Source organism: Agilicoccus flavus, assembly GCF_014857905.1.
Lineage (GTDB): Bacteria > Actinomycetota > Actinomycetes > Actinomycetales > Dermatophilaceae > Agilicoccus > Agilicoccus flavus.
The window spans coordinates 133,033-155,317 of sequence record NZ_JACYXE010000005.1 but is presented as its reverse complement, the minus strand read 5'-3'; the positions used below and the strand labels follow the sequence as shown (position 1 = coordinate 155,317).

The 22,285-nt window shown below is 74.1% G+C and carries 19 protein-coding genes and 1 pseudogene; 9 read left to right on the top strand and 11 right to left on the bottom strand.

Going from position 1 to position 22,285, the window contains the following annotated elements:
- Positions 1–27: 27 nt before the first annotated feature.
- The 6 genes from ICW24_RS09435 to ICW24_RS09410 all read left to right on the top strand — a co-directional run bounded on the left by ICW24_RS09435 (position 28) and on the right by ICW24_RS09410 (position 5,716).
- Positions 28–1,374 carry an RbtT/DalT/CsbX family MFS transporter gene (locus ICW24_RS09435; protein ID WP_226345470.1) on the top strand — a complete coding sequence of 449 codons (1,347 nt, stop codon included), beginning with the start codon at positions 28–30 and terminating at the stop codon, positions 1,372–1,374.
- 31 nt (positions 1,375–1,405) lie between these two features.
- A complete protein-coding gene (locus ICW24_RS09430) occupies positions 1,406–2,176 on the top strand; it encodes a GolD/DthD family dehydrogenase (RefSeq protein WP_226345469.1) in 771 nt (256 codons plus the stop codon).
- 52 nt (positions 2,177–2,228) lie between these two features.
- Positions 2,229–3,953, top strand: coding sequence for a dihydroxyacetone kinase family protein (locus ICW24_RS09425; RefSeq protein WP_226345468.1), 1,725 nt, complete (start codon positions 2,229–2,231; stop codon positions 3,951–3,953).
- 129 nt (positions 3,954–4,082) lie between these two features.
- Positions 4,083–4,541: a ribose-5-phosphate isomerase gene (locus ICW24_RS09420; RefSeq protein WP_226345467.1), complete on the top strand. Its 459-nt coding sequence runs from the start codon at positions 4,083–4,085 to the stop codon at positions 4,539–4,541.
- Positions 4,542–4,964: 423 nt separating this feature from the next.
- Complete coding sequence (locus ICW24_RS09415; protein ID WP_226345466.1) at positions 4,965–5,243, top strand: hypothetical protein; 279 nt, start codon at positions 4,965–4,967, stop codon at positions 5,241–5,243.
- 32 nt (positions 5,244–5,275) lie between these two features.
- The gene (locus ICW24_RS09410) at positions 5,276–5,716 is read left to right on the top strand and encodes a hypothetical protein (protein ID WP_226345465.1); all 441 of its coding nucleotides are present in this window, start codon (positions 5,276–5,278) and stop codon (positions 5,714–5,716) included.
- A gap of 140 nt (positions 5,717–5,856) precedes the next feature.
- On the opposite strand, the gene ICW24_RS09405 is transcribed toward ICW24_RS09410, so the two are convergent.
- On the bottom strand, positions 5,857–7,452 hold the full coding sequence (locus tag ICW24_RS09405; RefSeq protein ID WP_226345464.1) for an MFS transporter: 1,596 nt from the start codon (positions 7,450–7,452) through the stop codon (positions 5,857–5,859).
- Between the two features lie 153 nt (positions 7,453–7,605).
- Here ICW24_RS09405 and ICW24_RS19320 point away from each other — a divergent pair, with 153 nt between their 5' ends.
- Positions 7,606–8,145 carry a TetR/AcrR family transcriptional regulator gene (locus ICW24_RS19320; RefSeq protein WP_264176424.1) on the top strand — a complete coding sequence of 180 codons (540 nt, stop codon included), beginning with the start codon at positions 7,606–7,608 and terminating at the stop codon, positions 8,143–8,145.
- Between the two features lie 35 nt (positions 8,146–8,180).
- Here the strand turns inward: ICW24_RS19320 and ICW24_RS09390 are convergent, their stop codons facing one another.
- The gene (locus tag ICW24_RS09390; protein WP_226345463.1) at positions 8,181–9,158 is read right to left on the bottom strand and encodes a 2-hydroxyacid dehydrogenase; all 978 of its coding nucleotides are present in this window, start codon (positions 9,156–9,158) and stop codon (positions 8,181–8,183) included.
- Complete coding sequence (locus ICW24_RS09385) at positions 9,158–10,357, bottom strand: pyridoxal phosphate-dependent aminotransferase (RefSeq protein WP_226345462.1); 1,200 nt, start codon at positions 10,355–10,357, stop codon at positions 9,158–9,160. Before ICW24_RS09385 ends, ICW24_RS09390 begins: the two co-directional genes overlap by 1 nt.
- Before the next feature lie 235 nt (positions 10,358–10,592).
- Here ICW24_RS09385 and ICW24_RS09380 point away from each other — a divergent pair, with 235 nt between their 5' ends.
- Positions 10,593–11,729 (top strand): glycerate kinase, encoded by a 1,137-nt coding sequence (locus ICW24_RS09380; RefSeq protein ID WP_226345461.1) that lies wholly within the window; start codon positions 10,593–10,595, stop codon positions 11,727–11,729.
- A 28-nt stretch (positions 11,730–11,757) separates the two neighbouring features.
- Here ICW24_RS09380 and ICW24_RS09375 read toward each other — a convergent pair whose 3' ends face one another.
- From ICW24_RS09375 to ICW24_RS09350, 6 genes and pseudogenes are all read right to left on the bottom strand, one after another.
- Positions 11,758–13,383 carry an ATP-binding protein gene (locus ICW24_RS09375; RefSeq protein ID WP_226345460.1) on the bottom strand — a complete coding sequence of 542 codons (1,626 nt, stop codon included), beginning with the start codon at positions 13,381–13,383 and terminating at the stop codon, positions 11,758–11,760.
- Between the two features lie 106 nt (positions 13,384–13,489).
- A pseudogene (locus ICW24_RS09370) lies at positions 13,490–14,545 on the bottom strand (MFS transporter); the annotation flags it as partial.
- 12 nt (positions 14,546–14,557) lie between these two features.
- On the bottom strand, positions 14,558–14,833 hold the full coding sequence (locus tag ICW24_RS09365) for a hypothetical protein (RefSeq protein WP_226345458.1): 276 nt from the start codon (positions 14,831–14,833) through the stop codon (positions 14,558–14,560).
- A 103-nt stretch (positions 14,834–14,936) separates the two neighbouring features.
- The gene (locus ICW24_RS09360) at positions 14,937–15,833 is read right to left on the bottom strand and encodes a sugar phosphate isomerase/epimerase family protein (RefSeq protein ID WP_226345457.1); all 897 of its coding nucleotides are present in this window, start codon (positions 15,831–15,833) and stop codon (positions 14,937–14,939) included.
- A gap of 88 nt (positions 15,834–15,921) precedes the next feature.
- Complete coding sequence (locus tag ICW24_RS09355) at positions 15,922–16,320, bottom strand: pilus assembly protein CpaE (protein WP_226345456.1); 399 nt, start codon at positions 16,318–16,320, stop codon at positions 15,922–15,924.
- Positions 16,321–16,481: 161 nt separating this feature from the next.
- Entirely contained in the window at positions 16,482–16,949 is a 468-nt protein-coding gene (locus tag ICW24_RS09350; protein WP_226345455.1) for an SRPBCC family protein, read from the bottom strand.
- 372 nt (positions 16,950–17,321) lie between these two features.
- On the opposite strand from ICW24_RS09350, the gene ICW24_RS09345 reads away from it, so the two are divergent.
- Positions 17,322–19,676: a S8 family serine peptidase gene (locus tag ICW24_RS09345; protein ID WP_226345454.1), complete on the top strand. Its 2,355-nt coding sequence runs from the start codon at positions 17,322–17,324 to the stop codon at positions 19,674–19,676.
- Between the two features lie 254 nt (positions 19,677–19,930).
- Here the strand turns inward: ICW24_RS09345 and ICW24_RS09340 are convergent, their stop codons facing one another.
- Positions 19,931–20,704, bottom strand: a complete 774-nt coding sequence (locus tag ICW24_RS09340; RefSeq protein ID WP_226345453.1) for a nitrilase-related carbon-nitrogen hydrolase — start codon at positions 20,702–20,704, stop codon at positions 19,931–19,933.
- A 240-nt stretch (positions 20,705–20,944) separates the two neighbouring features.
- A complete protein-coding gene (locus tag ICW24_RS09335) occupies positions 20,945–22,171 on the bottom strand; it encodes an MFS transporter (protein WP_226345452.1) in 1,227 nt (408 codons plus the stop codon).
- Between the last annotated feature and the right edge of the window lie 114 nt (positions 22,172–22,285).

Sequence of the window (22,285 nt, the reverse complement as noted above, 5' to 3'; positions counted from 1 at the left end):
CTCGCGACGACAAGGAACCACCTCCACATGAGCGACTCGCACCTCACCACGACCCACCACATCGGCGACTCCGGTCCCGAGACCTTCCTCGACCGCATCGGCATCCCCCACGTCCTGAGGTGGGGCTTCCTCGGCGTCCTCGTCTTCATGACGGGCAACGGCGTGGAGTCGAACTTCGTCACGCCCCACCTCGTGGCCGTCCTGGGGTCGACGGAGGCGACGGTCGCCGTCATCATCGGCTGCTACAGCTTCGCCGTGCTCGTCGCGAGCTACCTCTCGGGCGCGTTGTCGGACCTGTTCGGCCCGAAGCGGGTCATGCTCCTTGGGTTCGTCATCTGGGTCGTCTTCGAGGTGGGCTTCCTCCTCGCGATCCAGACGGGGAACCTGTGGTTCACCGGCGCGATGTACTTCCTGCGGGGCTTCGGCTTCCCGCTCTTCGCGTTCGCGTTCCTCGTCTGGGTCAACATCACGACCCCCGTCGAGCGCAACGGCACCGCTGTCGGCTGGTTCTACGTCATGTTCACCGGCGGGCTTCCGACGCTGGGTTCGCTCTTCGCCATCGGCGCGATCCCGGCGTTCGGCGGCGGCACGACCGGCGAGACCGGGGCGATGTGGGCGTCGATCGCGCTCGTCGTCGCGGGCTTCCTCATCGCGTGGTTCGGCGTGCGCGCCGACAACGGCAACCGCCGCATCGCACCCGAGGGCGAGAGCGCCGGTGAGGTGCTCAGCGCCGGGCTGCGACTGACGATCCGCGACCGCAAGATCCTGCAGGGCTTCCTCGTCCGCCTCATCAACACGGCGCCCGAGTTCGGGATGTTCATCATCCTGCCCGCCGTCATCGCCGACGACCTCGGTTGGGGCCAGGCGCGGTGGCTGACGATGACCGTCTGCGTCTACGCGGGCAACATCCTGTTCAACGCGATGTTCGGCGCGATCGGCGACCGGTTCGGCTGGCGGCAGACGGTGCGCTGGTGCGGCGTCTTCGGTTCCGCGATCGGGCTGCTGCTCTGGTGGTACGTCCCGCACCTGGTGCCGGCCGGCTCGACCTGGGGCTTCGTCGTCTCGGTGCTGGCCGGGATGGTCTTCGGCATCCTGCTCGCCGGGTTCGTGCCGATGGGCGCGATCATGCCCGCGCTCCACCCCGAGCACAAGGGCGCCGCGATGGCCATGTACACGACCGCGGCCGGCGGGGCGTACTTCCTCGGCGCCGGGGTCGTCGCGATCGTGCTCAACGTGTGCGGCCTCTTCGGGCTCACCGGGTTCGCCGCCAACAGCGCCGTCGTGTGGACGTTCGTCGCCCTCTACGCGTGCGCGTTCGTCATGGTCGACCACCTGCGCGTCCCCGAGGACGAGCCGGGTGCCCGCAAGCACTGACCCCGCCTCGAGCGGACCGGAAGGAGTGGCCATGCCCACCACCGCAGACGTCTCCGACCTCTCGGTCGATCTCACCGGCCGCGTCGTCGCCGTCACCGGCGCGGCGTCCGGGATCGGCGACGCCGTCGCCCGCTACGTCCACGCCCAGGGCGCCACCGTCGTCGCGCTCGACGTGCAGACGGAGGCGTGCGAGGCGCTCGTCGCCGACCTCGGGTCCCGCGCGCACGCCGTGCGGTGCGACGTCACCGACCGGGGCTCGGTCGCGGCGGCCGCGCAGGCCGCCGACGCGGCGACCGGCGGGGTCGACGTCCTCGTCAACTGCGCCGGGGTCGTGCGACTGGCCCCGGCGGAGGATCTCGATCCGAGCGACTGGCAGCTCACCCTGGACGTCAACCTGACCGGCACGTTCACCGCCTGCCAGGAGTTCGGGCGGGGCATGCTCGAGCGCGGCGGCGGCCGCATCGTCAACCTCGCCTCGCAGGCCGCGACCGTCGCCCTGCCCGACCACCTCGCCTACTGCGCCTCGAAGTTCGGGGTGCTCGGCCTGACCAAGGTGCTCGCCTCCGAGTGGGGGCCGCGCGGGATTACGGTCAACTCGCTGTCCCCGACCGTCGTGCTCACGCCGCTGGGGCGGGCCGCCTGGGACAACGAGAAGGGCGAGGCCCTCAAGGCGCAGATCCCGGTGGAGCGCTTCGCCGAGCCGGAGGAGATCGCCGCCGCGGCGGCCTTCCTCGCCTCGCGCGCCGCCGGGATGATCAACGGCGCCGACCTGCTCGTCGACGGCGGATACACCATCCGCTGACCCCTCGCACCACCCTGATGACCAGCCGACCCCTCGACGACGAAGGACCGACATGACGCACCTGTACGACGACCCGACCACCTTCATGGAGGACGCCCTCGCCGGGTTCCTCGACCTCTACCCGCAGTACGTCACGGGCGTGCCCGGCGGTGTCGTCCGCGCCCAGGAGCCCAGCGAGGGCAAGGTCGCCGTCGTCGTCGGCGGCGGTTCGGGCCACTACCCGGCGTTCTGCGGCGTCGTCGGCCCCGGCTTCGCCGACGGCGCGGTCGTCGGCAACATCTTCACGTCGCCCTCGACGCTCGACGCGTACCACGTGGGCAAGGCGGCGGCGAGCGGCGGCGGCGGGCTGCTGTTCAGCACGGGCAACTACGCCGGCGACGTCATGAACTTCGACCTCGCGAAGGAGCGCCTCGAGGCCGAGGGCATCCCCACGCGCAACGTCTACGTCACCGACGACGTCGCCAGCGCCCCGGTGGAGGACGCCCACAAGCGGCGCGGCATCGCCGGCGACTTCGTCGTTTTCAAGGTCGCCGGCGCGGCCGCCGACGACGGGTGCGACCTCGACGAGGTCGAGCGCCTGGCGCGCAAGGCGAACGACCGCACTCGGACGATGGGCGTCGGCCTCGACGGCTGCACGATGCCGGGCGAGGACGACAAGCTCTTCCACGTGCCCGCGGGCAAGATGGGCGTCGGCCTCGGCATCCACGGCGAGCCCGGCATCGCGGAGGAGGACCTGCCCCGCGCCTCCGAGCTGGCCGAACTCCTCGTCGACCGGGTCCTCGCGGAGGAGCCGGAGGGCTCGACCAAGCGGGTCGGGGCGATCCTCAACGGGCTTGGCGCGACGAAGTACGAGGAGCTGTTCGTCGTCTGGACGACGGTCGCCAGGCTGCTGCGCGAGCGCGGCTTCACGATCGTCGAGCCCGAGTGTGGCGAGCTCGTGACGAGCCTCGACATGGCCGGCATCTCGCTCACGCTCGTCTTCCTCGACGACGAGCTCGAGGGGTACTGGACGGCTCCCGCCGACACCCCCGCCTACCGCAAGGGCAGCGTCGCCGGCGCGAAGCAGTCCGGGCCGCGCCGGGCCGAGCTCACCGAGGACGACCTCAAGGCCGAGGTGTCCCCGGGCTCGGAGGCGTCGAAGGCCGCGGCGGCGCAGGTCGTCACCGCCCTGGAGGCGATGGAAAAGGCGATCGCCGACGCCGAGTCCGACCTCGCGAAGATGGACTCGGTCGCCGGCGACGGCGACCACGGCCGCGGCATGGTCAAGGGCGTGACGAACGCGCTCGCCGCCGCGAAGGACGCCGCGCAGGAGGGGGCCGGCGTCGCCGGGCTGCTCGGCGCGGCGGGCGACGCGTGGGCGGGCAAGGCCGGCGGCACCTCCGGCGTGCTGTGGGGCGCGGCCCTGCGGTCCGGCGGGGAGTCGATCGGCGACGTGACCGGCGAGGTGACGCCCGAGATGGTGGCCGCCGCGGTCCGCGCCGCCGCCGACCGCATGAGCAGCCTCGGCAAGGCCGAGCCCGGCGACAAGACGATGCTCGACGCCCTCCTGCCGTTCGTCGACACGTTGGAGTCGGAGGTGAGCGGCGGCACGTCGTTGGCCGACGCGTGGGGCAAGGCCGCCCAGGTGGCCGTCACGAAGGCGCAGGAGACCGCCGATCTCACGCCCAAGGTGGGCCGGGCGCGCCCGCTGGCCGAGCGCAGCGTCGGCACCCCCGACCCGGGGGCCACGTCGCTCGCGATGTGCGCCCGCGTCGTCGGCGAGGCCCTGGGCGGCTGATCGCCGGGCGCCCTCCCCGCCGCGTCCGCGACCGGGCGCGAGCGGGACAATGGCATCGAGCGCGCGCCGCCGCCGGCGACGCGCCACGGCCCCCACGACATGACACGACACGAACGAAGGAGAACGGACATGGCCCGCACCTGGAAGGTCGTCGTCGGCTGCGACGACGCCGGCTACGACTACAAGGAGCGCATCAAGGCCGACCTCGAGGCCGACGACCGCGTGAGCGAGGTGTTCGACGTAGGCGTCGACGCCGACGGGCACACCGCGTACCCGCACATCGCCGTCGACGCCGCGAAGATGGTCGCCGACGGGAAGGCCGACCGCGCGATCCTCATCTGCGGCACCGGCCTCGGCGTCGCCATCAGCGCGAACAAGGTCAAGGGCATCCGCGCGGTGACCGCGCACGACAGCTTCTCCGTCGAGCGCTCGGTCCTGTCCAACGACTGCCAGGTCCTGTGCATGGGCCAGCGCGTCGTCGGCATCGAGCTCGCCCGCCGGCTCGCGAAGGAGTGGCTCGGCTACGAGTTCGACACGTCTTCGGCGTCGGCCGAGAAGGTCGCGGCGATCGACTCCTACGACTGCTGAGTCGACGGGCCGCGCTCCTCGCCAAGGTCGCTGCGGTGACACCAAGAACCATTCTGGCCGGGTCGACGAGTGAGGGTCGAGCCCAGAAACCCGCTGACCAGCGCGTCCTTGCCTGTGGCGCTCGTCGTGCGGTGGTCGACCCGGCCGATATGGTTCTTGCGGCGCCGGGCCCCTTCGTGGCGAGCGGCGGTCAGCGCGACGGAGGGCTCGCAAGCGGCCGACGGACGCGGCGGTGCGCCCCGCGGCTGGGGTGGCGGACGACGCGAACCCCCACGTGGGTGCGGCCGTTCAAGACGCGTTCTGGGCGAGCGTCCGCACAGCACAAGTGAATCCGGAGGCCACTCCGGCCTTGGGTTGTGCGGTGTGTGGTCGATGTGGTACTCGATCCGACCTCATCGCCGCCGCACCGAAAGCAGGACTCCCATGACCGACATGCTCGACCTCGCGCTGGCCGGGGCGGCGGGGGCCGTCGACGCGAACGTGCGGCCGTGGCTCATCGGCGCTGCCCACCTGCGCGGCGTCCCGCCGGAGCAGGAGGGGTTCGGTCCCGAGCGCATCCGCTCCGTGCTCCACGCCGCGACGACGACCGTCCAGTTCCCCAGCGGTGCCGTCGGATTCCTCCCCGCCGGCTACGACATGCGCACAGAGGACCAGTACGAGCTGATCACCCTGGGCAGCGACACCGCCCCCACCTGGAGCTGACGATCGGCCTCGGGATCGCCGGCGTCGTCGCGGTGGGGTTCACCCGCAGCGACGTCTTCGACGACGGCGTCGCCCGGCCGGGCGGGGTGCTGCTCACCGACGCCGAAGCGCTCGTCGCCGACGCCTACGTCCTCGCGCTCGCCTCCGCCCTCGAGCTCGGCTACTTCGGCCCGATCGACGTCGTCTTCGAGGTGGCCCACGAGCGCCCCGGCGTCCCGCTCACGTACTACACCCTCGACGACGAGACGGGCGACCTCCTGCAGGTGACGAACACCCGGACGACGCCCGGGCCCCTTTACGGGCACACCGAGTTCACCCGTGACACGAACCCCCAGGACGTACACCGCGCCATCCACGCGATGGCGTCGGAGCTCGTCGGTCGCTTCGGCCTGGCCACCCAGCTCGTGGACCTGCTACCGCCAGACGCGCCCGACTACGAGGGTGACCCCCTCGACATGATCCGCCACACCTGACGCTTTGCGCCTCACACCACGTGGCTGAGCCACTGCTGGGTGGCGGACGAGCCCGAGGCGCTGTCCGGGTCGTCCGCGGTGGTGATGACGTCGTCGCGCGCGCGGGAACTGGCGCTCATCGGCAAGGACGGTCGCCCGGCTCAGGTGCCGCTGATCCCGCGCCCCTCCGCCCGGTGCAGGAGCACCGCGACGACGATCGCGGTGAGGCCGGTGACCGTCGCGGCGACCCCGGAGGTGAGCTCCACCCCGCTCATGAACGCCCCGCGGGCCGCGCCCAGCAGCGCCTCCGACGTGGCCGGCGGCAGGGTCGGCGCGGCGGCGGCGGCGCCCGCGAGGGTCTCGCGGGCCTGGTCGGCGGCGGCGCCCGTCACGCCGGCGGGCAGCTCGAGCGCGCCCCGGTACGTCGCGGCGAGCGTGCTGCCGAGGATCGCGACGCCGAGGGCGGATCCGAGCTCGTACGCCGTCTCCGAGATGCCCGAGGCGGCGCCCGCCCGCTCGGCGGGCACGCTCGCGAGGATCGCGTCGTTCGTCAGCGTCTCGGCCAGCCCCACCCCGGCTCCGACGAGCACGAACACGAACACGATGACGAGCGCGGGCGTGCTCGTGTGCAGGGTGGCGGCGAGGGCGTACCCGCCGGTGGACACGGCGATCCCGGCCGGGACGAGCACCCGCAGCGGCCACGCCCGCGCCAGACGCACGGCGAGCAGCCCCGCGACGATCGAGGCGAGGGCGCCCGGCAGCAGGTGCGTCCCGGCGTGCATGGGGTCCAGACCCAGGACGAGTTGCAGATACTGCGACAGGTAGAACACGAGGCCCGCGAAGGCGAAGATCGAGAAGAAGTTGCCGACGATCGACGCGGTGAACACGGGGTGCGTGAACAGGCGCACGTCGAGCAGCGGCTCGGCGAGAGCGAGCTGGCGCCGCGCGAAGGCGACACCGACGACCACGCCTAGCGCGAGCATGCCGAACGCGAGCGCCGACGGGCCGTGCAGGGCGAACTCCTTGATCCCGAAGACGAACGGGACCATCGCGAGCAGCGACATGACCACGCCCGGGACGTCGATCCGGCCCCCGCCGCGCCGGCGGGACTCGGGCAGGAGGAAGGGCCCGGCCACGAGCAGTACCGCGATGAGCGGCAGCGTGAAGAGGAAGATCGAACCCCACGCGTAGTGGTCGAGGAGCCATCCGCCGACGATCGGGCCGATGGCCGAGCCGCCCGCGAAGCCCGATCCCCAGATCGCGATGGCGAGACGCCGTTGGCCCGCGTCGTGGAAGAGGTTGCGCAGGAGCGACAGGGTCGAGGGCATGAGCGTCGCCCCGAACACGCCCCGCAGGGCGCGCGCGGCGATGAGGTGCTCGGCGCTCGGCGCGAACGCGGCGTACAGCCCCACGACGCCGAACCCGGCGGCCCCGACGAGCAGGAGCAGCCGGCGCCCGAGACGGTCCCCGAGCAGGCCCATCGTCACGAGGAGGCTCGCGAGGCACAGCGGGTAAACGTCGATGATCCACAGCAGCTGCGTCGACGTCGGCTCGAGCGACGCCGACAGCTGCGGGATCGCGAACGAGAGCACCGTGTTGTCGAGCGTGATGACGAGCACCGGGAGCATGAGGACGACGAGCGCCGTCCACTCGCGGATCCCGGCCCGGGGGCCCGGCGTGCGGGGGGTGGTGGTGCGGGTCGGACGCGGAGCGTCCGGTCGCCCGCTGCTGCGGTGGATCGAGAGGTCGGTGGTCATCGGTCTCGCCTCCTTCGGCGTCTCGGGGCTGCGGACGGCCGATCAACCGTCCAGACGGTACAGTAGCAACGCGAAAGGGGCTGTCGCCCTTCCCATGTGCGCAACCCGGCCCGCGCACCGGGCGCGAGCACGCCCGTGTGGCAAGGTCGAGGGATGAGCCAGACCCGCGAGCGGATCCTCGACGCGCTCCAGGCGCAGGTGGCGCAGGCCGGTCCGGCCGGCGCCACCCTCGACGCCGTCGCGGCGCGCGCGGGCGTGAGCAAGGGCGGGCTGCTCTACCACTTCGGGACGAAGGAGGCCCTGTTCGCGGGCCTTCTCGAACGGCTGCGCGCGCACGCGGCGGCCGACATCGCCGGGTGGGAGAGCGGCGGCGACGACCTCGTGAGCGGGTACCTGCGCAGCTCCTCCGACGCCGGCGGCGACTACACCGCGGCCCTGCTCACGGCCCTGCGGCTCGTGGGCACGCCCGGCGTCGACGTCGAGGGGGCGGTCGTCGACTCCTTCGGCCTGTGGTCCGACGCCCTCGCGCGTCACCTCGACGACCCCGTGCTCGCCCGGCTCGTCACCCTCGTGGGCGACGGCCTCTACCTGCACGCGCTGGTCGGCGCCGCCCCCGACGACCTCGACCACGCGGTGGTCGACGGCCTGGCCGGACGCGCCCGCGCGGCCGCACCGGCCCCCGAGTCCGACTGACGGGAGCCGACGGGCCCGGGCCGGGGCGCCGCAGGTCAGTCCCGGGTCACCGGGTTCTCGGGCGCCCGCCCGGCGAGCACCGCGAGCGCGTTCTGCGCGGCGAGCACCGACATGGCGGTCCGGGTCTCGACCGTGGCCGAGCCGAGGTGGGGCAGGAGCACGACGTCCTCGCGGTCGAGCAGTCCCGGGTGGATCGTCGGTTCCTCCTCGAAGACGTCGAGCCCCGCGCCCGCGATGGTGCCCGCCTCGAGCGCGGCGACGAGCGCGGCCTCGTCGACGACCGGCCCGCGGGCACTGTTGACGAGGTAGGCGGTCGGCTTCATCTTCGCGAGGGCGGCGGCGTCCACGAGGTGATGGGTCGCGTCGGGTCCGTGCAGGACCAGCGGGCAGTGCAGCGAGACGACGTCGGCGGTCGCCAGCAGCTCGTCGAAGCACACCCGTCGGGCGCCGAGCTCCGTCTCGGCCGCCGGCTCCATCGGGCTGCGCCCGGAGTAGACGACGTCCATCCCGAAGGCCCGCGCCCGGCGGGCCGTGGCGATGCCGATCGCACCCGGCCCGACGATCCCGATCGTCTTGCCCTGCAGGCCGGTCCCGAGCATGAACTCCATGCCCCACGCCCACGGCCGCCCCGAGCGGACCAGCCGCTCGGCCTCGCCGAACCGGCGGGTGACCATGAGGACGAGCCCGAAGGCGGTGTCGGCGGTCGTGTCGGTGAGCACGCCCGGCGTGTTCGTGGCGACGATCCCGCGGCGCTCGCACGCCTCGACGTCGACGTTGTTGTAGCCGACCGCGACGTTGGCGACGACCTTGAGCTGCGGTCCGGCCGCGGCGAGGAACGCGTCGTCGACGGTGTCGGTGAGCAGCGTGAGGATCGCGTCCGCGCCCTCGATCCGCTGCAGGGCGGTGGCACGGTCCATGGGCTCGTCCCCGTCCCACGTCCACACGTCGTGCTCGGTCCGCAGCAGGTCGACGGCCTCCGTCGGGATGCGGTTGGTGACGACGACCCTGGCCATCAGGCGCTCTCCTCGATCCATGCCTTGAGAAGCCCGAGCCCCTCGGTGATGTCGGCCTCCGGGAGGCCGGAGTACGCGAAGCGCACGTACGCGCGATCCTCGCCCGGCTGCGGGCGGCCGAAGTGGTTGCGGGTGCAGAACGAGACGCCGGTGGCGTGCAGGGCGGCGGTCGCGAACGCGTCGACGTCGGTGAAGCCGCGCCGACCCATGGCGTCGGTGACGTCGGGGAACAGGTAGAACGTCGACTCCGGCTTCGCGAGCTGGACGCCGTCGATGGTGGAGATGACGTCGAACGCGGCGTCCCGGCGCCCGCGCAGGACCTGCAGGATCGCGGCGACCTCGCTCTGGTCGCACCGCAGGCCGGCCGCGCCGGCGTACTGGACGAAGTGCGTGGTGCACGACTCGTTGTTCGTGTTCATCGTCGCCATGACGGCGGCGATCTCGGGCGGGGCGATCGCGGCGCCCAGCCGCCACCCGGTCATCGCGAACTTCTTGCTGAACGTGTAGAGGATGACCGTGCGCTCCGCCATCCCCGGCAGCGACGCGATGCTCGTGCTCTGCCCCGAGTACCGCATCTCGAAGTACGCCTCGTCGGAGAGGACCCACAGGTCGTGCTCGATCGCGAGCCGGGCGACGGCCTCGCGCTCGGCGTCGGTCGACTCCGCCGAGATGGGGTTCTGCAGGTCGTTGTAGATGATCGCCTTCGTCCGCGGCCCGATCATCGCCCTCACGTGGTCGAGGTCGATGACGAACCCCGCCTCGGTGGGCACGTAGCCGTAGGCCTTCCCGACGCCGCCGAGGTACTCGATCTGCGACTCGTAGATGGGGAAGCCGGGGTTGGGATAGAGGACCTCGTCGCCCTCGTTCATCACGGCCTGGAGGAACTTCGTGATGACCGGCTTGCCGCCGGGCTGGACCACGACGTTCTCGGGCGTGTACGCCGTGCCCCGGCGGGCGTTGGTGTCGTCGGCGAGCGCCTCCCGCAGCGGGAGGACCCCCGCGCCGGGGCAGTACCCCGTCTTGCCGTCGGCGATCGCCTGCGTCGCGGCCTCCACGACCGTCGACGGCGTGGGCAGGTCGATGTCACCGAGGTGGAAGGGATAGATCCGGTGGCCCTTCGCCCCCCATTGCGCGGCGGCGAGGGAGACGGCGAACGCCGTCTCCGTGCCCAGTCGGTCGAGGCGGTGCGCGAGCGCCATGCGGGGGACTCCTTCGTCTGGTGGCCCCCGGACGTGCGGGGCACGGACCAGGCTAGAGCCCTGGCCGGCCGCGCGGGCACGATTGCACAGGTCGGACGCGACGGGGTCCGGGCGGGGCCGCGTTCGCAGCCCGCCTCCCGGCCGGCGTCTCCTAGGCTGCTCACGTGCTCCGCCACGTGTCCTGTCACGGGGTTCTCCCGGGGCCGCCGCCCGGCACACCGACGAAGGAGCCGACATGGAACCGCAGGCACAGCGCGTGATCGTCGCGTGCGACAAGTTCAAGGGTTCGCTGACGGCGACCCAGGTCCTCGACCTCATCGCCGACGGGCTGCGCGACACGATTCCCGCCCTCGACGTCGACACCCTCGTCGTGGCCGACGGCGGCGACGGCACGCTCGACGCGGCGGTCACGGCCGGGTTCGCGCGCGTGCCGGTCACCGCCGCGGGGCCGCTCGGCGAGCCCGTCGAGACCGCGTACGCGGTCCGCGGGGACCGGGTCATCGTCGAGATGGCCGACGCCTGCGGCCTCGTCCGCCTCGGCGACGCCGGGCTCGCGCCGATGGACGCGACGAGCCGCGGGCTGGGCGACGTGCTCGTCGCCGCCCTCGACGCCGGCCTGCGGGACATCGTCGTCGGGATCGGCGGCAGCGCCTCCACCGACGGCGGCGCCGGGATGCTGGCGGCCCTCGGGGCGCGCCTGCTCGACGCGGCGGGCGACGACCTGCCTCCGGGCGGCGCCGCGCTCGCCCGACTCGACCGGGTCGACCTCACGGGACTGCACCCGGGCCTGGCGGAGGCGACGATGACCCTCGCCGGCGACGTCGACAACCCCCTGCTCGGCGAGCGCGGGTGCGTGGCGATCTTCGCGCCCCAGAAGGGGGCCGACGCCGCGCAGCGCGCCGAGCTCGAGATCGCGCTGACCCGCTACGCGCGGCTGGTCACCGAGGCGACCGGCCGCGACGACACGGAGCGACCGGGCGCCGGCGCCGCGGGCGGCGTGGGGTACGCGTGCCTCGCCGTGCTCGGCGCGACGATGCGGCCCGGCATCGACCTCCTCCTCGACCTCGTGGGTTTCGACGCGCTCGTCGCGGGAGCCGACCTCGTCGTCACGGGCGAGGGGTCGCTCGACGAGCAGACCCTGCTGGGCAAGACCCCGGCCGGGGTGGCGAAGGCGTCGGCCCGCGCGGGCGTGCCCGTCGTGGCCGTGTGCGGCCGGTCGCTGCTGTCGCCCGCCGACGTCGCGGCCTCGGGGATCGAGGCCGTCCACGCGCTCACCGACCTCGAGCCCGACCCGGCCGTGTGCATGCGCGACGCCGCGCCCCTCCTGCGTCGCCTCGCCGCCGACGTCGCGCGGGAGCACCTGCGCGCCTGACGCGGGCGGCCGGCGACCCGGTGCCGCGTCAGGCGTCCCACCCGTCCTGCACGGGCACACCCCACGGCGGGTCCGCGTCGTCCGGGCGCGTCCGGCCCTCCTCGGACCCGAGCATGACCCGCGTCATCCGGTTGCGGCTCGACAGGAGGTCGTCGACGGACGCCCGCAGGTCGTCGGCCGTGACGACGATGCCCCCTGCCGGGTCGGCACCGTGGTCGCCGCCGGCGCCCGCTGCGCGCTCGGCGGCGTAGAGCGCGGCGCGGCGCAGGAGCTCCTTGAGGAACGACGCGGTCACGCCCTCCGCCCGCTGCAACGCCTCCTCGATGTCGGACTCCGCCGCCTCGATGCGCAGCCGCCCGCGGTAGAGGTCGAAGAGGCGGCGCCGCGCGGACAGGTCCGGCAGCTCCAGCTCGATGGCCTGGTCGATGCGCCCGGGGCGGGCCGCGAGCGCCGGCTCGAGCAGGTCGGCACGGTTCGTCGTGAGGACGAACGCGACGTCGGAGTCGCCCGAGAGGCCGTCCATCTCGTTGAGGAGCTGGAAGAGGAGCGGGTGCTGCCCGGGGTGCATGCCGCGGTCCTCGGCGATGAGGTCGACGTCCTCGACGACGACGACCGACGGCTGCAGCGAGCGGGCCACGGAGCACGCGAGGCCGATCGCCTCGAGCGCCTCCCCGCTGATCATGACGACGGTCGTGTCGGGCAGGCGGCTCGTGAGGTAGCGGATCGTGTGCGTCTTGCCGACGCCGGGCGGGCCGTAGAGCAGCAGGCCGCGCTTGAGGTGCTGCCCGGCGGCGAGGAGGGCGGCGCGGTGCCGGGCGACCCCGACGACCTGGCGTTCGATGCCGGCGAGCAGCTCGTCGTCGAGGACGAGGTCGTCGCGGGTCAGGGCCGGGCGCGGGTGGAAGGTGAGGGCGCTGTCGCCGAAGGCGAACATGTTCTGCGCGAACGAGAGCACGTGCCCGCGGTAGACGTTGAGCTCGTCGGCGAGCCGCCGCAGCTGCGCCGTGACGCGCACCGGCGCGTCGGGATCGGTCGAGACCACCTCGACGACCGTCTTGTCGAGCCCGCGCTGCGGCGACGCCTGGCGCACCGCGATCGCGGTGCGCACCTCGCCCTCCTCGACGAGGTAGAGGCCGGCGCGCACGCACGGCAGCGACTCCCCGTCGGGGCCGCTCGTCAGGTTGACCCGGGCGACGTTCGTCGGCGTCGGCGTCGGCATCCCGTACGGGTTCGACTCGGTCATGAACTCCGCCAGGCCCATCTCCGGCATCCCCGTGGGGAGGCCGATGAGCTCGTGGCGGCGCTGCGGCGACGCGGCGAGCCAGGCGTCGACGGCCCGCTGCACGTTGACGCCCTCGTACGGCGCCCACCGCTCGTCGGCGATCTCGGCGGCCGTGGCGTCGCCGCCGAGGTGGTCGCGCACGAAGCGCGCGACGCTCGGCTGTTCGTTCGCGCGCGCCGCCTTGACCGCGACGTCGAGGCCGCGCCGCGCGAGGCGCCCGACGTCGGCGAGCTCCGGGCGGCGTCCCGGGTCGGGACGCCCCGACGGCCCGGGCCGCCCTGACGGCACTGAGGGCCCTGACGGCCCGGCACCCCCGGCGAACGTCTCCTCCGAGCCCGGCGCGTAGGCGAACCAGCCGTATCCCTGCGACATGCGCGACCCCCTCCGTCCGCCGGGGCGCCCGCCGCCCCGCGCTGGTCCGGTCAGCCTGGCCCGCCGTCGACCTGCCCGGCAACCGTCTTTCGTCGCAGGTCGCGTGTCAGGCCGCGACCGGCTCGTCCTCCAGGGACCGGTCGACGGTCTCGGGGGCGGCGAGGGTGCACAGCAGCGAGATCACGGCGACGGCCGCGACGTACACGCCGACGCTGCCCGAGCCCCACCGCGCCTGCAACCACGTGGCGACGATGGGCGGCAGGGACCCGCCGAGGATCCCGCCGAGGCTGTAGGCGAGGCCCGCTCCCGAGTAGCGGTAGCGGGTCGGGAACAGCTCGGGCAGGTAGGCGGCCATCGGCCCGAACGTCAGGCCCATGACGAGCAGGGCACCCGCGAGGGCGAGCCAGATGAGGGCGTAGTGGCCCGTGTCGATCAGGGGGAACATGACGAGCCCCCAGACGACCCCGAGGGCGGCCGAGACGGCCAGGACCCGGCGGCGGCCCACCCGGTCCGACAGCGGGGAACTGACGAGCGTCCCCGCCGCGAGCGCGAGGACGGCGAGCATGGTGATCGTCAGCATCGTCACCTGCTCGATCTTCAGCGTCTTCGTGCCGTACGACAGGCAGTACGTCGTCGCCGTGTAGAAGAGCGTGTACTGCATCATCATGATCCCGGCGCCGAGGAGCAGGTGCTTCCACTCGTGGCGGACGAGGTCGAGGACGGGGATCCGCGACAGCGACTCGCGGCGGGCGGCCTCCGCGAAGACGGAGGTCTCGGCGATCTGGACCCGGACCCAGAGGCCGACGAGGACGAGCACGATGCTCGCGATGAACGGCACCCGCCACCCCCACGAGCGGAAGGCCTCGGCGTCCATGTTGAGGCGCGCGACGAGGAAGACACCGTTGGCGAGGATGAACCCGATCGACGGGCCGAGCTGCGGGAAGAGCCCGTAGAAGCCGCGCTTGCCGGGCGGGGCGTGCTCGACGGCGATGAGGGCCGCGCCGCCCCACTCGCCGCCGAGGCCCACGCCCTGGATGAACCGGAGCACGACGAGGATCGCGGCGGCCGCGACCCCGAGCGTCGAGTACTCGGGCAGCAGGCCGATGAGCACGGTCGACAGGCCCATCATGAGCAGCGACACGATGAGCACGGACTTCCGGCCGACCCGGTCGCCTCAGTGCCCGAGGACGATCGAGCCGACGGGACGCGCGACGAAGGCGACGGCGTACGTCGAGAACGCGGCGAGGGTGCCGGCCGTCTCGTCGAGGGTCGGGAAGAACGCGGCGTTGAGGACGAGGGCCGCCGCGATGCCGTAGGCGTAGAAGTCGTAGAACTCGATCGTCGTGCCGATGAGGCTCGCCACGGCGATGCGCCCCATCGAGTGCGGCGGTGTCGACGGGGCGTCGTCGCGCCCGGCGGGCGTCGGCGCGGGGGAGGGGGCGGTGCTCACGGGTGGTCCCTTCGGGTCGGAGAGGACCACATGGTGACACGCGCGTCTCACATCGGGGACGGCTCGTGGGGCGGCGCGCCGATGGTGCCGACTCCCTGTGCCCTCAGTGCATCTCGAGCGTCTCGTTCGAGCGCAGGGCGCCGCGGATGTAGGCGTTGGCGTGGGCGGCGAGGTCGTCGCCGTCCTTCCAGAGGTTGCGCCAGATGGCGAGGGAGGTGGACAGGACGTCGTCGACGACCGCGGTCGAGAACGACTCGAACGTGATCGGCCCGTCGTAGCCCACGTGGTGCAGCGCGCGGAAGAAGGAGTCGAAGTCGACGGTCCCCGTCCCGAGGTACCCGCGGTGGCTCTCGCCGATGTGGACGTAGCCCAGCCGGCCCGCCTGCGCGGCCGCGAGGACCGGCAGGAACATGTCCGACTCCTCAATGTTCATGTGGTAGGTGTCGAGGTGGGCCTTGAGGGCGTCCTCGCCGATCTCGTCGAGGAACGCGAGCGCCCCCGTCGCCGTGTTGAACATGTTGCTCTCGTACCGGTTGACGATCTCGAGCGAGACGGTGATGCCGAGCTCGGTCGCGCGGCGGCCGATGCGGGCGAGCACCTCCTGGCTCGCGGCGCGTCCGGCGTCGGTCGCCGGGGCCGGGTACTTCTTGAGCATCCCGTAGAGCACGCCGCACACGTGCCGGGACTCCAGGTCGCTCATCACCTCGAGGACGCGCTGGAGGACCTTCTCGCCGCGCTGCACCTGCTCCGGGTCGCCGGTGCTGATGTCGGCGCCCTCGGGCAGCCCGAGGGAGGCCGTGACCTGCACGTCGTGGGCGGCGAGGGCCCGCTTGGCGGCCGCGACGTCGAACCCGAACGGGTCGAGCAGCGGGATCTCGAGGAGGTCGAAACCGGCCTTCTCGGTGCGCGCCACCGCCTCCGCGATGCCCTGTTCGTCGACGTTGCCGCTGAACACGAGCCCGTGGCAGCCGATGGGGGAGGTGGTCGTCGTCTCGCTCATTGCCATGTCCTTCGTCTCGGTCGAGGGGTTCCCCACCACCTAAGCAGCTCCCGCCGGCAAGAGCGGGCGAGCGCCTCGACCTCCCTCGTCAGGCGCGGAGCACCGCGAGCAGGGCCCGGGCGTAGGCGGTCTCGACGTCCGCGTCGCCCTCGCGCTGCTCCGAGGCGCCCACGCGCACGAGCACCTCGTATCCGTCCGCCCCGCGGTCGAGGCGCACGAACGCGTCGCCGAGGGCGTCGCGCAGCTGATCCTCCCGCGGCAGCCAGACGACCTGGTCGAGCTCCACGGAGTCGAGCGCCCACTCCGTCGTCCCGTTGAAGCCCACGACGGGCCCGTCGACGAACTGGTGCAGGTCGGCGACCATGTCGGCGAGGTGGAAGACGTCGCTGGTGAGGTCGGGGGCGTCGATGACGAACCGGTCCCCGGCCGACGGCACCCACGCCATCCCCGCGGCGGACAGGTCCCGGGCGAGTTCGAGCGGCAGCATCCGCCCATCCTCGCGCACGACCCTCGGTCGACGGTGGCGGACGCCCCTCCCGGGGCGGGTGCGGGGCGGCGCCGGCCCGGTTCGATCCCGGGCGCAACGGCCGGCGCCCGGCGGCCACGGGTGTCCTCCGCGGGCCGCCGGGCGCCGTCGAGCGCGAGCGGTCAGCTCGGGGTGACCGCCGCGGCGAGGTTGCCGAGGGAGGTCTCGAGCGCCTCCTCGGAGACGAGCGGGAAGCTCACCTTCTTGAGCAGCGCCTTGTCCGTCACCTTCGACCAGTCGTAGGTGAGGGTGACGCGCGTGTCGCCGGCGTCGAGGGGCTCGAGCTCCCACAGCCATTCCCAGCCCTTGGGCTCGGTGCCGGCGGGGGCGGTCTGCCAGGCGAGGAGCTTGTTCTCGACGTACCCGGTCACGTGGTTGTCGGTCTGGTAGTCGCCACCCATGTGCTCGCCGTTCATGTTCATCGTGAACGTCTGGCCGTTGGCGGTGATGCGGTCGGTCTTGCTGTCGGAGACGACGTAGCCGGACCCGTCGATCTCGGCGTGCCGCTGCGGGTTGGTGAGGACGTCGAACAGGTCCTTGGCGGACGCGTCGACGGTACGGGTCACGGTGATCTTGTTCTCCTGGGTCATGTCTCCACCCTGCCGTCCGCCTGGTCCGGGTGCCACCCCGGGGGGCCGGGCCTCGTTGCCCGTCACCGCTTCCCGGGCGGAGCGATTCCGAGAACCGGCGGGCAGAGCGTCGGGCGGGCCGGCCGACGAGCCGGGGGGGTTCGCGGGGCGGGAGTGGCGGCCGGGGGCGGGGCCGGAGGGTGCGTGGGGAAGCCGATCTCACGACGCGGGGGAGGGCGTCGGGCCCCGGCCGCCTCGCGACCTGGTCGCGACCGGCTGTGAGCGCGAGGGGAACCCGAAGTGCTGTCGGACACCCGCTCAGGACGTCCCCCGGCGTGACCGATGAGGGTCCGGACCGAACGGATGCGGACACGAGGGGCGAGGGATCAGGCCATGCGCGCACGGGAGACCGATCTGGACGACGGCGGTCGCCGGCGGCGCGGCGCCGGGCGGCGCGGGACGACGCGGATGTCGGTCGCTCTGGCCGTGGCCGCGATCGTCGGGGCCGGCGCGGTGCCCGCGGCGTCGTCGACGCCGCTGAACTCGGAGCCCGGGGCGGCGTCCTCGACGCCGACGGCGAACTTTGCCGCGCCGACCGCGACCTCCGCGCCGGCCGGCGGCCCCGCCACGACCGTCGGGGAGGGCGCGCAGGTACCGGAGCCGACCGGGGACGTCATCGTCCGCTTCGCGCCGGGCAGCGCCGCCGCCGTCTCGTCGGCGGCGCAGGACCGGGCGCTCGACGCGGCCGGGGCGGCCGCGGACACCGGCGACCTCGCCGTCGAGCGCCGCCTCGGGTCGGGCGCCACCCTCGTCGACGGCGCCGACCCGGCGGACGCCGCGGCCGTGGCCGCGGTGCTGGCCGCGCGCCCCGACGTCGTCTTCGCCGAGCCCGACGTCGTCATCCGCCCCCTGGCGCTGCCGAGCGCGGCCGCGGCCGCGACGCAGTGGGACCTCGGCCCTACCGGGGCGAACGCGGAGACCGCCTGGTCGACCACGCGCGGCGCCGGCGCGACCGTCGCCGTCATCGACTCCGGACTCGTGCCCCACCCCGAGTTCGCGGGCCGCGTCGTCGCCGGCTACGACTTCATCAGCGACTCCGGTCGGGCCCGCGACGGCGGTGGCCGCGACGCGGACGCCACGGACCAGGGCGACTGGCAGGCCGCCGGACAGTGCGACGGCGACCCTGACGCGGCGGACAGCGTCTGGCACGGCACGCACGTGGCCGGCACGGTGGCCGCCGCGGCGGACGGGGCCGGCACCACCGGCGTCGCCCCGCTCGTGCGCGTGCAGCCGGTGCGCGTCACCGGGGCCTGCGGCGGCGCCCTGTCCGACGTCCTCGACGCGATGATGTGGGCCTCGGGCGGCGCCGTGAGCGGCGTGCCCGCCAACGCGACGCCGGCGACCGTGCTCAACGTCTCCCTCGGCGCGGCCGGCAGGTGCACGACGGCGCTGCAGACCGTCGTCGACCAGGTGCGCGCCCGCGGCGCCGCGATCGTCGCGGCGGCCGGCAACTCCGCGGGCGACGCCAACCTCTCCAGCCCCGGCAACTGCGTCGGCGTCATCGACGTCGCCGCCACGTCGAGCACCGGCGCGCCCACGGGGTACACGAACCGCGGTTCCGTCGTCGACGTCTCGGCTCCCGGTGGCGCCGGCGGCGGCGACTACATCGCGTCCACGATCGACAAGGGCACCCAGGGGCCGATCGGAGCCGCCTACGGCGGCATGGTGGGCACGTCGATGGCCGCGCCGCACGTCAGCGGCGTCATCGCCCTCCTGCACGCGGTTCGCCCCGGCCTGAGCCCGGCGGAGTCCGAGCGGATCGTCGTCGAGACGGCCCGCCCGTTCACGACCTCGTGCTGGGGCTGCGGGTCCGGCATCGTCGACGCCGCGCGCGCCGTCGCCCGCCTCGCGGCGCCCACCTCGGCCCCGGCCCCCGTCGCGGCTCCGGCCCCCGTGGCCGCGCCCGCCCCCGCGCCGTCGCCGACCACGTCGACGCCGGCCCCCACGCCCGTCGTGACGCCCACACCGGTCGTGACGCCCACGCCCGTCCTGACGCCCGCACCGGTCGTGACACCCACGCCTACCCCGACCGCAACCGCCCCGGCGCCCGTGCGTCAGGCCCCGCGGTCGACGCTCCTCGCGCCCCGGGTCCCGTCGGCCCCCGCGATCCGCGTCGCGTGGAGCGCGCCCGGGCCGGGCCCGCTCGTCTACGAGGTGCAGCTGCGGGCCGTCGCGCGCGCCGCGTCCGGCGCGCGATCGGTGGGCCCGTGGCGCACCGCCGCGCGCACGACGCGGACCACGCTCGACCTCCCCGGCCGCCGTGGCGCCGTCGTCGACGTGCGCGTCCGCGCGGTCGCGGGCACCACGCCGGGCGGGTGGTCGGCGCCGACGACCCAGGCCGTCCCGGCCGACGTCACCCGGCTGTCCGGCCGCCGCACCGGCACCTGGACGCCGTCCGCGTCGCGCGCCGCCGTCGGGGGCACTCTTCTCACCGGCCGGCGCGGGTCGACGATCACCCTCGGCGCGCGGACCAGCCTCGTGGGGCTCGTCGTCGCGCGGAACCGCGCCGGCGGACGGGCGGACGTGTACGTGGACGGTCGCCGCGTCGCGGCGCTGTCGACGGCGTCGGCCACGGCGTCGGTCGCGACCACGGCCGCGGTGCTCCCGCTGCGCTACGGCGCCCACACGGTCAAGGTCGTCGTCCGCTCGGGCACCGTCGCCCTCGACGGGATCGCCTTCGGCCGCTGATCCCCGACACCCGCCCGGCCACCCGCCCGGTCGGCGGGGCCACCTGCGGCACCGCCGGGGCGATCGTGGTGGGCGGTGCCCGTGACCTTCGAACCATTCCGGCCGGGTCGGCGGGGGTCGCCGACGGGTGTCGATCGGAATGGTGCTGTGGCGCAGGGAATCTCAGATCGGGGCGCGGCTGCCGCCGGCGTCGACCCGGCCCGAATGGTTGTTCACTCCGGGAGCCCGGCGGGCGCCGACCGGGTCGCGGTCGGTCAGAGGATGGGAACGGTGGCGCGGGTCGACTCGACGAGGGACAGGTCGACGTCGGCGACGAGCACCTCGGGAGACGGGCCGAGCTGGGCCCGGACGTGGCCGGTCGGGTCGACGAGCGCGCTCCGGCCGACGCCGAGGGCGAGCTTGCCCTTCGGCGGGGTCCACGCCTGGTCGACGCCGAGGAGCCACGCCTGCGCGTCCATCGCCCGGGCGCGCAGGAGGACGTCCCACTGCTCGGCCTTGCCGGGGCCCTCGCCCCACGAGGCCGGCAGGATGACGAGCTGCGCCCCCGCCCGACCGAGGGCGGTGAACTGGTCGGCGAACCGCACGTCGTAGCAGGTGGCGACCCCGACGGGCACGCCGTCGACGGGAACGGTGACGAGCTGCGTCCCCGGGGCGACGAGCTTGGACTCCCCGCCGCCGAACGCGTCGTACATGTGGATCTTGCGGTAGCTCGCCTCGACCCCGCGCCCGGTGAGCAGCAGCGTGTTGTGGACGCGGCCGTCGTCGGCGGGCTCGAAGACACCGACGACCACGGTGATGTCGTGGGTGTCGGCCAGCTCGCGGATCCCGGTCGCGAACCGTCCGTCGAGGGGTTCGGCGACGGCGCGCAGGTCGGCCTCGAAGGTCGCCATCGTCGCCTCCGGCAGCACGGCGATGCGGGCCCCGGCCTCGGCGGCGCGCGCCACGGCCTCCCCGGCGAGGCGCAGGTTCGTGTCGGGGTCGGGGGTCGAGGTGATCTGGCACCCCGCCACGCGGACGACGTCGTGCATCGCGATCCTCCCTGCTCGGTGCGGCTCCGACCTCCAGCCTGGCACGCCCCACGCCGTGGCGGCACCCGGGTCGGTGGCGGCGCCCCGCCCGGGCAGGGGTGCGTGGCGGGGTCGGTGGTGCGGTGGGTGTCCCGGGGCGGGCGGTGATGCGTGGCGCGGTGGAGCGGTCGGCCGGGGTGGTTCGCGTGTGGCCGATGCGTGGCGGCGTCGGCCGGTGGGTCCGGCGGGGCCGGCCGGCGGTCAGCGGGTCGGCTCGGGCAGGCGCGGGATCCGGCGCAGCACCAGGGACAGCGCGAGGCTCACCGCGACGAGCCCGGCGGCCAGCGCGACGACGCCCGGCCAGCGCGCGGCCGTCCACGCCTGCCCCGCGAGGCTCCCGAACAGCGACGACCCGAGGTAGTAGCAGAACAGGTAGAGGGAGCTGGCCTGCCCGGTCGCTCCGACGCCGATGCTCGCGCGCGTCGCGACCCACCCGCTCGCGACGCCGTGGGCCGCGAAGAACCCCAGCGTCATGACGGCCACCCCGGCGACGACGAGCCACAGCGGCGTGGCGAGCGTGACCAGCAGCCCGGCGAGCATGACGAGCACCGCGACGGGCTCCACGGCCCGGTGCCCCCATCGCCCGGCGGCGCGTCCGGCGCGCGCGGACCCGACCGAGCCGAGCGCGTACGTGAGGAAGACGAGGCCCGCGACCCCGACCGACAACCCGTACGGCGGCGCCTCGAGCCGGAACGCGAGCGCGTTGAACACCCCGACGAAGGCGCCCATCGACGTGAACGCGATGCCGAACAGCGCGAGCATCGCCGGGTCGCCCGCGAGCCCGCGCGTCGAGCCCCACAGGTGACGCAGGCTCGCCGGCGCGGGCCTGAACCGGCGCGAGCGGGGGAGGAGGGCGAACACCCCGACCGCGCAGGCGAGCCCGACGCCCCCGATGCCGACGAGGGCGGCCCGCCACCCGAACAGATCGGCGAGGAATCCCGTGATGAGGCGGCCCGACATCCCGCCCAACGCGGTGCCGGAGATGTAGAGCCCGGCGGCCCGGGCGGAGTCGGCCCGGTGCACCTCGTCGGCGACGTACGCCATCGCCACCGCCGGCAGCCCCGCCAGGGTGACGCCCTGGACCGCGCGCAGCGCGAGCAGCACGGGCCAGGAGTCGACGAGGCCGCACGCCACCGCGACGACGGCGGAGGAGAACAGCGACGCGAACATCAACGGCGTCCGGCCCACGACCTCGCTCGCCGGGCCGGCGACGAGCAGCGACAGGCCCAGGCCGACCGTGGCGAACGACACCGTCCACGCGCTCTGCGCCGCGCTCACCCCGTAGTAGGAGGCGAGGGTCGGCAGGATCGGCTGGGTGCTGTAGAGCAGCGCGAACGTCGCGAGGCCCGCGAGGAACAGCGCCACGGTGATGCGGCGGTAAGCGGGGGATCCGAGGCGGTGGCCCCCGGGGGCGGATGCGTCGCTCATGGTGCCCTCAGTCTTCCACCGCGCTCACCCGTCGACCCGCGCCTCGACCCCCCGTGACCGGCCGTCGACCCATGCCCGGCCGTCGACCCTCGTCCGGCCGTCGACCCTCGTCCG